Consider the following 12,553-nt stretch of genomic DNA (forward strand, 5'->3'; position numbering starts at 1 on the left):
CGCGAGGGGGCCCGGCCGTCGGCCGGGCCCTCTCACCGTGTCCGGACCCGGCCGGAGCGGCTCAGGTGAGGTCGCGCACCACGGCGTCGGCGAGCAGGCGTCCGCGCAGGGTGAGGGCCGCGCGGCCCGCCTCGTGGGCGTCCGCGTCCAGCAGGCCCTCGGCGACGGCCCGCTTGGCCGCGTCGCGGCCGTGCGGTTCGAGCAGGTCCAGCGGGCACCCGCCCTCCACGCGCAGCTCCAGCAGGACGCGCTCGAAGCGGCGCTCCTCCTCGGTGAGCACCTCCCGGGCCAGGCCGGGGCTGTCCCCGGCGGCCAGGCGGGCGGCGTAGGCGGCCGGGTGCTTGACGTTCCACCAGCGCGTGCCGCCCACGTGGCTGTGCGCGCCCGGGCCCACGCCCCACCAGTGGCCGCCGGTCCAGTACAGGAGGTTGTGCCTGCTGCGGCCCTGCTCGGTGCGCGCCCAGTTGGACACCTCGTAGGCGCTGAACCCGGCCGCGGCGAGGATCTCCTCGGCCATGAGGTAGCGGTCGGCCATCGTGTCGTCGTCGGGCTCGGCGAGTTCGCCCCGGCGCACCCGGGCGGCCAGGCGGGTGCCCTCCTCGACGATGAGCGAGTAGGCCGAGACGTGGTCGGGCCCCGCGGAGACCGCGGCCTCCAGGGAGGCCCGCCAGTCCTCGTCGCCCTCCCCGGGGGTGCCGTAGATCAGGTCCAGGTTGACGTGCTCGAACCCGGCCCGCCGCGCCCACTCCACGCACTGCTCGGGGCGGCCGGGCGTGTGGCCGCGCTCCAGCACCCGCAGCACGTGTTCGCGGGCGCTCTGCATGCCGAAGGACACGCGGGTGAATCCGGCCTCGCGCAGCCGCGCGAGGTAGTCGGGCGTGACCGTCTCGGGGTTGGCCTCGGTGGTCAGCTCGGCGTCGGGCGTGAACCCGAAGCGCTCGCGCACGGCGGCGACGACGCGGCCCAGGTCCTCGGCCGACAACAGGGTGGGCGTGCCGCCGCCGACGAACAGCGTGCTGACCGGCGGGCGCTCCCCCGTCAGGACCCGGTCGGCCAGCGCGACCTCCGCGATCGCCTGGTCGGCGTAGGTCTCGCGGGAGGCCGTGGCGGTGCCGTCGCGGGAGACCAGCTCCTCGGCCGTGTAGGTGTTGAAGTCGCAGTAACCGCAGCGGGTGACGCAGAAGGGCACGTGGACGTAGAACCCGAGGGGCCGCCCGCCGAGTTCGGCGAGGGACTGTCCGGGCAGTTCCCCGGTGCTCGGTACGGGATCGCCGTCGAGGGCAACGGAAGGCATGCCTCCAGTGTCGCCGACCGGCCGGTGTGCCCTGGTCCCCGCGTCGGGCGTGCGGGAGCTCGGGCACGGGGATACCGGGTTCGGGGGCGGGGACAGGGGGTGGATCGGGTGGATCGAGGGTGCGGGGAGCTGGAGCGGGAGGACTGGAGCGGGAGGGCTGTGAGGAGCGGGTGCGTGGTCAGCCCCGGGAGCGCGGTCAGACCCGGGGACGCTCCGCCCGGGTGTGCGCGGGGGCGGCGTCGATCTGGGTGACGGGTGCGGGGTTCCTGGCGGGGGCGATGGCGGTGGAGCCGCGGACGACCAGCTCGGGGTCGAAGACGTACTCGGTGTGGGAGACGGGGTGTCCGGCGATCTCGTCGCACAGGGCGCGCACGGCGGCCAACGCCATGGCGTTGACCGGCTGTCGGACGGTGGTCAGCGGGGGGTCGGTGAAGGCGATGAGCTGGGAGTCGTCGAACCCCACCACCGAGAAGTCCCGGGGGACGCGCAGGCCGCGCTGGCGGGCGGCGCGGATGGCGCCCAGGGCCATCATGTCCGAGCCGCAGACCATGGCGGTGACGCCGCGCTCGATCAGCCGGGTGGCGGCGGCGTGGCCGCCCTCCACGCCGAACAGCGACAGCTCCACGAGGTCCTCACCGTCCAGGCCGTGCTGCGCCAGGGCCTGGTGGTACCCGTCGAGCTTGCGGCGGACCGGGACGTAGCGCTCGGGGCCGCTGGTGAAGCCGATGCGGGTGTGGCCGAGGGCGACCAGGTGGTTGACGGCCAGGTGCCCGGCCTCCCGGTCGTCGCAGGAGATGAAGGCGGCGGGGATGGCGTCGGCGTACCCGTTGACCAGCACGATCGGGAGTCTGCGCGAGACCAGGGCGTGGTAGCGCTCGTGGGGGGCGGTGGTGTCGGCGTGGCGCCCGGAGACGAAGAGGATGCCGGAGACGTTGCGCTCCAGCAGCAGCTCCACGTACTCGTCCTCCGTTATCCCGCCGGGTGTCTGGGTGCACAGTACGGGCGTGTATCCGCGCTGGGCGAGCGCTCCCTCGGCCGCCTGGGCGAACATCGGGAAGACGGGGTTCTCCAGCTCGGGTATGACCATGCCGACCAGTCCCGCGGAGCGCTGCCGCAGCCGGGCGGGGCGCTCGTAGCCGAGGACGTCCAGCGCCGTCAGGACGGCCTTGCGGGTGTCGCTGCCGACGCCCGGCTTGTCGTTGAGCACCCGCGAGACGGTGGCCTCGCTGACGCCTGCGTGCCGCGCGATGTCGGCAAGTCGTGGACCCATGGGCGCAACTCTAGTCGAGATCGTCGTCACATGGCCGAAAATTGGCGGTAATCTTGCGCAAGAACTTGCACTCGTCACAGGGAAGGACCCCCGCTGATGGAGCCTCAGTCGCACTGGTGGCGTGACGCGGCGATCTACCAGATCTACGTCCGCAGCTTCGCCGACTCCAACGGTGACGGTGAGGGCGACCTCGCCGGCATCCGCGAGCGCCTCCCCCACCTGGCCGAACTCGGTGTGGACGCGATCTGGCTGACGCCGTTCTACGTCTCCCCCCTCGCCGACGGCGGCTACGACGTCGCCGACTACCGCGACGTCGACCCCCGTTTCGGCACCCTGGGGGACTTCGACGCCCTCCTGGAGACCGCCCACGGGATGGGCATCCGCCTGATCATCGACGTGGTCCCCAACCACTCCTCGTCCGCCCACCGGTGGTTCAAGGAGGCCGCGGCCGCCGAACCGGGCGAGCACGCCCGCTCGCGGTACGTCTTCCGGGACGGCCGGGGACCCGACGGGGAGGAGCCGCCGAACAACTGGAAGTCGATCTTCGGCGGCCCGGCCTGGACCCGCCTCAAGCGGCCCGACGGCACCCCCGAACAGTGGTACCTGCACCTGTTCGACCCCGAGCAGCCCGACTTCGACTGGACCAACCAGGAGGTGCACGACGAGTTCGACGACGTGCTGCGCTTCTGGCTGGACCGGGGAGTGGACGGGTTCCGCATCGACGTCGCGCACGGCATGGTCAAGGACCCGGCGATGCCCGACATCGCGGAGGACGCCAAGGCCGACATGCTCGACGGCAGCACCTCGCTGCCCTACTTCGACCAGGACGGCGTGCACGAGATCTACCGCCGCTGGGCACGGATCGCCGCCGAGTACCCGGGTGACCGCGCCCTGGTGGCCGAGGCGTGGGTGGAGGACGCCCACCGGGTGGCCCGCTACCTGCGCCCGGACGAGCTGCACCAGGCGTTCAACTTCGAGTACCTGACCGCGCCGTGGGACGCCGGGCGTCTGCGCGAGGTCATCGACGTGTCCCTGGCAGCCAACACCGCGGTGGGCGCGACCACCACGTGGGTGCTGTCCAACCACGACGTGACCCGTCACGTGACCCGCTTCGGCGGCGGGGAGCAGGGGCTGCGCCGTGCGCGCGCGGCGACGCTGCTGATGCTGGGCCTGCCGGGTTCGGTGTACCTGTACCAGGGCGAGGAGCTGGGGCTGCCCGAGGTCACCGACCTGCCCGAGGACTCGTTGCAGGACCCGACCTGGGAGCGTTCGGGCCGCACCGACCGCGGCCGGGACGGCTGCCGGGTACCGCTGCCGTGGGGCGGCGACGAGGCCCCGCACGGGTTCGGCCCCGAGGGCAGTGTTCCGTGGCTGCCGATGCCCGAGGGCTGGGGCGCCCTGTCGCGCGCCGCCCAGCACGGGGTGGAGGGCTCCACGCTGGAGCTGTACACGACGGCGCTGCGCCTGCGCCGGGAGCTGGACGCGCTCGGCGACGGCTCGATGGCCTGGCTGGACGCGCCCGGCGGGGTGCTGTACTTCGAGCGCGAGCCGGGCGTGCGCGTCGCGGTGAACCTCACCGGGGAGCCCGTGGAGATCGCGGCCGGCGGTGAGGTGCTCGTGGCCAGCGGGCCGATCGCGGTCGGCGAGTCCTCCGAGGGCACCCTGACGCTGCCCGCCGAGACGGCGGTGTGGTTGCGCGGCTGAGTGGCGGTGTGGCTGAGCCCGCGCGGGCGGTGCCGGAGGCGGGTCCGGTGCCGCCCGGTGTGGGGCTGCGCCGGGCGGCGCCGGTCAGCACTACCTTGCTGGCGCAGGGATGCTCTACGCCAACCCCGCTGTCTCCAGCGTCTGCCCGGGCTTCTACGGGTGCGTGGTTGCTGACGCAAGGACGCTCTACAACGTGCGGACCCCCTACGACGCCCGGTCACGTGCGGGGCTTCGTGGCTGACGCCGGTCTGAACCGTGTTGACCCCCCTTCCCAGGTGGCTGAGGGGTCACTCCCGGTGGGCGCTCCACCCGCCACTCTCCCGAACCCCTGAGTGGCGCCCACCAGACACCTGCGGAGACCGAAGTCAAGGGATCTCCTTCGCCAAGTTCGCTAGGCGAACTTGCCCTCAGTCGGTCTCCGCTCCCAGCACTGAACCTTGAAGCCAGAACCCACCACGACCACCCACCCCCCTGCGGCGGACGGGGAACCCGCACGCCCTACCGGTGCCTGGCTGAGGTCGCCTGACAAGGGGCACCCCCTGGGGCGGAGCGCCGCTGTCAGCTCTACGGGTGTGTGGCTGAGGTCGTCTGGAGAGGGACACCCCCTCGGGCGGGCCGGATTCGAACGGGGTTCGAGTGGCGTGTTCAATGGTGTTACCAAATCGCTGCTCGTCACAGGATTGATCAGCGAACGGTCACCGCGCGGCTACCCAGTGCACGATGTCACGCACCCGTTTCCACGGCGTTTCCACATCTTTATGCGGGAGATTCGCAAAGTCTTTCAAAGCTTGCAAGTTATTGCTAGCGTCACATCACCACGCATGCCCTCGACGGCCGGAACGCATGCGCGACCTCCTCAGCACGGCCTCCCGGAAGGAAGACAGCATGAGATTCCGCAGCGCACCAGCGGTCACAGGTATCGCCGCGATCGCACTGATGGCGACCGCGTGCAGTGGTGGCACCGACGAGGGCGGGGAGGCCGCCGCCGAGGGCAGTCTCGTCATCTGGTCCGACCCCGAGCGCGCCGACGCCATCACGGCGGCCGCCCAGGAGTTCGCCGAGGCCAACGGCATCGAGGTCGAGGTCCAGGGCCTGACCTTCGGCGACATCCAGGGCGACGTGCTCAACGCCCACCAGGCCGGAAACGCCCCCGACGTCTTCATCGGCGCCCACGACTGGACGGGCAACCTGGTGCGCAACGGCGCCGTGCAGCCCATCGAGCTGCCCCAGGACCGCGCCTCCGGTCTGGACGAGACCTCGTTGCAGGCCCTCAACTACGACGGCCAGCTCTTCGGTGTTCCCTACTCCCAGGAGAACATCTTCCTCATGCGCAACACCGACCTGGCGCCGGAGGCCCCCGCGACCTTCGAGGAGATGGTCGAGGTCGGCACCGAGCTCAAGGACTCCGGTGAGACCAGCGAGGTCCTGTCCATGGCCGTGGGTCAGGAGGGCGACCCCTACCGGATGAACGCCCTGTTCACCTCCGCGGGCGGCTACCTCTTCGGCCAGGACGAGGAGGGCAACTGGGACCCGACCGACCTGGGCGTGGGCACCGACGAGTCCATCGAGGCCATGGAGAAGGTCGCCGAGTACGGCGAGGCCGGGGAGGGCGTGCTGCGCCGCTCCATCACTCTTGAGAACGACGCCTCCCTGTTCTACGAGGGTGAGGCCCCCTTCTTCGTCGCGGGCCCGTGGAACGTCGCCGACGCCAACGAGGCGGGCGTCAACTACGAGATCAGCCCCATCCCCGGCTTCGAGGGCGAGGAGCCCGCCAGCCCCTACATCGGCTACCAGGCGTTCTTCGTCACCGAGGGCAGTGCCAACAGCGCCCTGGCCCAGGAGTTCGTGACCAACTACGTCACCGACACCGACTTCGTCCTCAGCCTCTACGAGGCCGACCCCCGCATGCCGGTGCAGACCGAGGCCCTGGAGAGCGTCTCGGCCGACGACCCCACCATCGCCGCGATCTCCGAGGCCGGGGCCGAGGGCATGCCGATGCCCTCCATCCCCGAGATGGGCGAGACGTGGGAGCCGCTGGGCATCGCCCAGGCCGCCATCATCGGCGGTGAGGACGTGCGCGAGGCCATGGAGGCCGCCCACGACACGATCGCCGCGCAGATCGGCGAATAGCGGTGACGTCCGAGAAGACAGCGGGTGCCTCCTCACCGGGGGCGCCCGCCCGCCCACCCCTGCCGGGTGGCCGGTTCGCCGGCAGCGGGTCACTGGGCGGGCAGCTCGTCAAGATCGCCCTGCTGGGCCTGTTCACCGCCCTGGGCGTGTGGGCGGTCCTGCCCCTGTACGTGGCGGGCAACTGGTGGGGCATCGGACTGGTCGTGGCCGTGATCGGCCTCGTCTACTGGATCTACCTGTCCAAGCGCACCGTCCCGGCCAAGTACCTGATCCCGGGCGTGCTGTTCCTGACCGCCTTCCAGATCCTGCCGGTGCTCTACACGATGAGCACCTCGGTGACCAACCTCAGCGACGGCCACCGGGGCGACAAGGAACAGGCCATCGCCTCCATCGAGGCCTACTCGGTGAGCAGCCCGGACGGGGCCGAGGAGTACACCCTGACCGTGGCGGTCACCGGCTCGCCCGAGACCGGTGAGCTGGTCTTCCTGCTCACCGACCCCGAGGGCGACGCCTACGCCGGAACCGAGGAGGGGCTCACCGAGCTCGACGGCGCGACCGTGGAGCCCTCGGGCAAGATCACCGAGGCCTTCGGGTACACGGTCCTGTCCCCCACCCAGGTCAACGCGCGCAGCGACGAGCTCCAGGAGTTCGCGGTGCCCACCGGCAGCGGCACGGGCATCCGCTCCAGCGGCCTGTCGACCGCCTTCGAGGGGACCGCGACCCGCGCCTACGACGCCGGGTGCGACTGCGTCACCGACGCCGAGACCGGCGTCGTCTACCACGCGGACAACGAGCGCGGCGCGTTCTACGACGAGGACGGGGAGCGGCTGGCCCAGGGCTGGCAGGTCGGCGTGGGCTTCGACAACTTCGCCCGCTTCCTGTTCAACCCGACCTTCGCGTCGTCGTTCTTCAGCATCCTGGTGTGGAACATCGCCTTCGCCGCCTCCGTCACCTTCCTGGTGTTCGTGGTGGGCCTGGCGATCGCGCTCACCCTGCACGCGCCCGGGCTGCGCGGCAGGGTCGTGTACCGGATCCTTGTGGTCCTGCCGTACGCGATGAGCTCGCTGGCGATGTTCCTGCTGTGGCGGGACATGTTCAACACCGACTTCGGCCTGTTCAACCGGGTGCTCGGCCTGGAGGTGGACTGGCTGGGCGACGCGTGGTCGGCCCGTGCGGCGGTGATCCTGGCCAACGTCTGGTTGGGCTACCCGTACATGTTCCTGGTGGCCACGGGAGCCCTCCAGGCCGTCCCGCGCGAGCTGGGCCAGGCGGCGCAGATCGACGGCGCGGGCCCCTGGCAGGCCTTCCGCAACGTCACCCTGCCGCTGCTGATGGTGGCGATGACGCCGATCCTGGTCTCGACGTTCGCGTTCAACTTCAACAACTTCAACGCGGTGTGGCTGATCACCCAGGGCGGTCCCTTCTCGCCGGAGAGCCCGACGGCCGGGGCCACCGACCTGCTCATCACCTACACCTACCGGCTCGCCTTCAACGAGGCCACCGCCCAGTACGGGTACGCGGCGGCGCTGTCGGTGATGATCTTCCTGATCGTGTCGGTGATGTCGGTGGTCAGCCTCAGCAGGAGCAAGGCCCTCAAGGAGGTGGACTGATGGCGATCGGGACCCCGGGCGCGGTGCGCGCGCCCTACCGGCGCGGTACCGGAGTCCGTCTGGGCCTGTGGGCCCGCAGGTACGGCTGGCGCCACGTGGTGATGCTGCTGGTCGTGGCGTTCGCGCTCTTCCCGGTGCTGTTCGTGGTGTCGGCGGCGCTCAACCCGCTGGGCACCCTGTCCAGCGCGCAGCTGTGGCCGACCGGGGCCAGCCTGGACAACGCCGTCGACCTGTTCAGCAACACCCCGTTCACGACCTGGTACGCGAACTCGCTGTTCTTCGCCTTCACCAACGCCGCCGTGACGGTGCTGCTGTCGGCGCTGGCCGCGTACGCGTTCAGCCGCATGCGCTTCCGTGGCCGCCGGGTGGGGCTGATCGGGCTCCTGGTGATCCAGATGTTCCCGCAGTTCCTGGCGATCGTGGCGATCTACCTGATGTTCTCCACGATCGGCGAGTACTACCCGGCGATCGGCTTCGACACCCGGTGGGGGCTGCTGCTGGTCTACCTGGGCGGCGCGCTGAGCATCAACACGTGGCTGATGAAGGGCTTCTTCGACACCGTGCCGAAGGAGCTGGACGAGTCCGCGCAGATGGACGGGGCCTCGCACGCGCAGGTGTTCTTCCGGATCATGCTGCCGCTGGTCACGCCGGTGCTGGCGATCGTGGGCCTGCTGGTGTTCATCTCCACCATCAACGAGTTCCTGATGGCGAGCGTGTTCCTGCGCGACACCGACGCCAAGACGCTGGGTCTGGGGCTGTACCAGCTGGTGGCCTCGCAGCGCAACGCGAACTTCGGGATGTTCGCGGTGGGCGCCATCATGCTGTCCCTGCCCACCCTGGCGGTGTTCTGGTTCCTCCAGCGCTACATCACCGAGGGCCTGACCGCGGGAGCGGTCAAGGGCTGAGGAAACGGTGCTGAGGAGAACGCGGAGGGGGCGCCCCGGGGTGGGGGCGCCCCCTCCGTGTCCGTGCCTTCTACGCACCCGCGAGCACGTGGGGGCAGGGCTACTACTTCTTCTTCTTGTCGTCGGCGCCGCCGCTGTCGGTGGACAGCGCGGAGATGAAGGCCTCCTGGGGCACCTCGACCCGACCGACCATCTTCATCCGCTTCTTGCCCTCCTTCTGCTTCTCCAGCAGCTTGCGCTTGCGGCTGATGTCGCCGCCGTAGCACTTGGAGAGCACGTCCTTGCGGATGGCGCGGATGTTCTCACGGGCGATCACCCGGGCGCCGATGGCGGCCTGGATGGGCACCTCGAACTGCTGCCGGGGGATGAGCTCGCGCAGCTTCTTGGTCATCTCCACGCCGTAGGCGTAGGCCTTGTCCTTGTGCACGATGGCGGAGAAGGCGTCGACCGCCTCGCCCTGGAGCAGGATGTCGACCTTGACCAGGTCGGAGGCCTTCTCTCCGGTGGGCTCGTAGTCCAGTGACGCGTAGCCCTTGGTGCGGGACTTGAGGTGGTCGAAGAAGTCGAAGACGATCTCGGCCATGGGCAGCGTGTAGCGCATCTCCACGCGGTCCTCGGACAGGTAGTCCATGCCCTGGAGGTCGCCGCGCCGCTCCTGGCACAGCTCCATGATCTGACCGATGTGGTCGGAGGGGCTGAGCACGGTGGCCTTGACCATCGGCTCGTAGATCGAGGCGATCTTGCCGACCGGGAACTCGCTGGGGTTGGTCACCACGTGCTCGTCGCCGTCCTCCATGTCCACCCGGTAGATGACGTTGGGCGCGGTGGAGATGAGGTCCAGGTTGAACTCGCGCTCCAGGCGAGCCCGGGTGATCTCCAGGTGCAGCAGGCCCAGGAAGCCGCAGCGGAAGCCGAAGCCCAGGGCGGCGGAGGTCTCCGGTTCGAAGGCCAGGGCGGCGTCGTTGAGCTGGAGCTTCTCCAGGGCGTCGCGCAGCACCGGGTAGTCGGTGCCCTCGATCGGGTACAGGCCCGAGAACACCATGGGCTTGGGCTCCTGGTAACCCGCGAGCATCTCGGTGGCGGGCCGGTTCAGGGCGGTGATGGTGTCACCGACCTTGGACTGACGCACGTCCTTGACGCCGGTGATGATGTAGCCGACCTCGCCCACCCCCAGCCCCCCGGACTTGGTGGGCTCGGGCGAGCTGACGCCGATCTCCAGGATCTCGTGCGAGGCGCGGGTGGACATCATCTGGATGCGCTCGCGCGGGCTGAGCTTGCCGTCGATCACCCGGACGTAGGTGACCACGCCGCGGTAGGTGTCGTAGACCGAGTCGAAGATCATCGCGCGGGCCGGGGCGTCGGCGTCGCCGACGGGCTGCGGGATCTGGTTGACGATCTCGTTGAGGAGCTCCTCGACGCCCTCGCCCGTCTTGGCGCTGACCCTGAGCACGTCGGAGGGCTCGCAGCCGATGATCCCGGCCAGCTCCTCGGCGTACTTCTCCGGCTGCGCGGCCGGGAGGTCGATCTTGTTGAGCACCGGGATGATGGTGAGGTCGTTCTCCAGGGCCATGTACAGGTTGGCCAGGGTCTGCGCCTCGATGCCCTGCGCGGCGTCCACCAGCAGGACGGCGCCCTCGCAGGCGGCCAGGGAGCGCGAGACCTCGTAGGTGAAGTCGACGTGCCCGGGGGTGTCGATGAGGTCGAGCGTGTAGGTCCGGTCGTCGAGGGCGGTGAAGGGGATGCGCACCGCCTGCGACTTGATGGTGATGCCGCGCTCGCGCTCGATGTCCATGCGGTCCAGGTACTGGGCGCGCATCTGGCGGTCCTCGACGACACCGGTGATCTGGAGCATCCGGTCGGCCAGCGTCGACTTGCCATGGTCGATGTGCGCGATGATGCAGAAGTTGCGGATCAGCGCGGGATCGGTCCAGTTCGGCTGTGCCACCGTGCTCCGTTCACAGGTCGGGTTCCGGGTCGTGTGCGCCTCGCGGCGGTGTCGCCCCGCCGCGGCGGAAGCCGACGGCGTCGTCCATCATCCCACGGCGGCCGGGTGCCCTCTCTCGGTGACGGCAGCGGGCCGTGCGGCAGTATGGGGCGCGGGCGCAGGCGCGGGTCTGGTGTCCAGATTATTTGACTTTCTCCCTCTCCTCGAAGGAGGGGGATCCCGACCGAACCTAACAGCCTGGTGCCGCTCGCGCGGCGACCCTCACGGGCCCGGTTTCCTGCTTCGCAGCCGACAGCGGAAGGGAGGACCCTTGCCGACTCACACCAGCTCCCCAGGCATCACCCGAGACTGCTTCCCGGGCTGCGACTCGACCAGCCGCAAGAGTGTTCTTGGCCGCGTTGAGATCCCGATCATGCCGGGTGCGACAGGAAGGGCACGTCCATACCCGGGTGCCCAGGGAAAGCCGATCCAGCAGGTACCCGCACGCAGAACAGGTCTTGGAGGAGGGATACCACCGATCCACCACCACCAGGGTTCGACCGAAACGTTCGGCCTTGTACTCCAGCTGACGGCGAAACTCACCAAAGCCAGCGTCCAGAACCGACCAGTTCAGCCCGGCCTTCTGACGGACCCGCTGACCGGGTCGCTCGACGGTACCGCGTGCGGAGACGGTCAGGCCCCGCACGTTCAGATCCTCGATCGCGATCAGGTCGTGCTCGCGCACCAAACGCGTGGTGGTCTTGTGCAGGAAGTCAGCGCGGGCGTGGCGGACCTTGCGATAGGCGGCCGCGACCCTGCGCTTGGCCTTACGCCGGTTGGCCGAGCCGCGCTGGGTGCGGGCCATGCGCCGCTGGTAACGCTTGAGGTTGCGGGCCTTGCGCTCCAGATGGCGGGGGTTGGCAATCTTCTCGCCCGTGGACAGGATCGCGAAGTCCTTCACACCAAGGTCCACGCCAACCTCGGACCCCGTCTGTGGTACGGGGTCGGGGTCCGCGGTGTCCACGGCGAAGGTCACATACCAGCGGCCGTCCGCATCCCGCGAGACGATCACCGTGGTCGGGTCCAGGGCGGCCAGGTTCGTCTCGGGCCAGGACCAGGCCACCTCCAGCGGCCTCTGGTGCTTGGCCAGGAACAACTCACCGTCGCGGAGACGAAACGCGCTGCGGGTGTAGTGCGCCGACTGGCGTCCGTCGCGGGACCTGAACCGGGGGTACTTGGCCCGCCCGGCGAAGAAGTTCGCGAACGCGCTGTGCTGGTGGCGCAGGGTCTGCTGCAACGGAACCGAGGACACCTCGGACAGAAACGCCAGTTCCTGGGTTTTCTTCCACTGGGTCAGCGCGGCGTCGGTCTGTTTGTAGGAGGTGTTCTCGCCGTGCTGGTGGTAAGCGGTGTGGCGGTCGGCGAGGGTCTTGTTCCACACCAGGCGCACGCAGCCGAACGTGCGGCCCAGCTGGGCCGCTTGTTCGGGGTCCGGGTAGGCCCGGCACTTGTACGCCGTCCGCATACGACAAAACTTACACCAAGGGAGAGCATGAGTAAGGCAAAGCGGAAATGTGGTGGTCGTGTGTCATGGATTCCCCCCGGCCTGAATGCCGAGGCATCCTCCGGGAGACATGGCGAACCGGGACCGGGAACGGGCCGTACGGGAAGGGCTGCGCGCGCGGCGCGGCCGTTGAGGGTGGTGGCGGGCGACGG

Annotated in this window: 8 protein-coding genes; 4 read left to right on the top strand and 4 right to left on the bottom strand. The window is 69.8% G+C overall.

The genetic code is table 11. From position 1 onward, the window contains the following. Window positions 1-61 precede the first annotated feature (61 nt). Both hemW and ACSIH6_RS02980 read right to left on the bottom strand, forming a co-directional pair. Window positions 62-1,294 carry a radical SAM family heme chaperone HemW gene (hemW, locus tag ACSIH6_RS02975; RefSeq protein WP_435106306.1) on the bottom strand — a complete coding sequence of 411 codons (1,233 nt, stop codon included), beginning with the start codon at window positions 1,292-1,294 and terminating at the stop codon, window positions 62-64. A 196-nt stretch (window positions 1,295-1,490) separates the two neighbouring features. Beyond that, window positions 1,491-2,564, bottom strand: coding sequence for a LacI family DNA-binding transcriptional regulator (locus tag ACSIH6_RS02980; RefSeq protein ID WP_435106308.1), 1,074 nt, complete (start codon window positions 2,562-2,564; stop codon window positions 1,491-1,493). A gap of 96 nt (window positions 2,565-2,660) precedes the next feature. Between ACSIH6_RS02980 and ACSIH6_RS02985 the strand changes: the two genes are divergently transcribed. The 4 genes from ACSIH6_RS02985 to ACSIH6_RS03000 all read left to right on the top strand — a co-directional run bounded on the left by ACSIH6_RS02985 (window position 2,661) and on the right by ACSIH6_RS03000 (window position 8,913). Then, entirely contained in the window at window positions 2,661-4,268 is a 1,608-nt protein-coding gene (locus tag ACSIH6_RS02985) for a glycoside hydrolase family 13 protein (RefSeq protein WP_435106310.1), read from the top strand. A gap of 885 nt (window positions 4,269-5,153) precedes the next feature. After that, on the top strand, window positions 5,154-6,398 hold the full coding sequence (locus ACSIH6_RS02990) for a sugar ABC transporter substrate-binding protein (protein WP_435106312.1): 1,245 nt from the start codon (window positions 5,154-5,156) through the stop codon (window positions 6,396-6,398). Between the two features lie 2 nt (window positions 6,399-6,400). Next, window positions 6,401-8,008, top strand: a complete 1,608-nt coding sequence (locus tag ACSIH6_RS02995; protein WP_435106314.1) for an ABC transporter permease subunit — start codon at window positions 6,401-6,403, stop codon at window positions 8,006-8,008. Next, the gene (locus tag ACSIH6_RS03000; protein WP_435106316.1) at window positions 8,008-8,913 is read left to right on the top strand and encodes a sugar ABC transporter permease; all 906 of its coding nucleotides are present in this window, start codon (window positions 8,008-8,010) and stop codon (window positions 8,911-8,913) included. Before ACSIH6_RS02995 ends, ACSIH6_RS03000 begins: the two co-directional genes overlap by 1 nt. A 103-nt stretch (window positions 8,914-9,016) precedes the next feature. Here the strand turns inward: ACSIH6_RS03000 and lepA are convergent, their stop codons facing one another. Then, window positions 9,017-10,858, bottom strand: coding sequence for a translation elongation factor 4 (lepA, locus tag ACSIH6_RS03005; RefSeq protein WP_435106318.1), 1,842 nt, complete (start codon window positions 10,856-10,858; stop codon window positions 9,017-9,019). A gap of 229 nt (window positions 10,859-11,087) precedes the next feature. Next, window positions 11,088-12,362 carry an RNA-guided endonuclease InsQ/TnpB family protein gene (locus ACSIH6_RS03010; RefSeq protein ID WP_435106321.1) on the bottom strand — a complete coding sequence of 425 codons (1,275 nt, stop codon included), beginning with the start codon at window positions 12,360-12,362 and terminating at the stop codon, window positions 11,088-11,090. Between the last annotated feature and the right edge of the window lie 191 nt (window positions 12,363-12,553).

Origin of the sequence: Nocardiopsis synnemataformans (assembly GCF_965343085.1) — a bacterium.
In the GTDB taxonomy this organism is placed as follows: Bacteria; Actinomycetota; Actinomycetes; order Streptosporangiales; family Streptosporangiaceae; genus Nocardiopsis; species Nocardiopsis alborubida.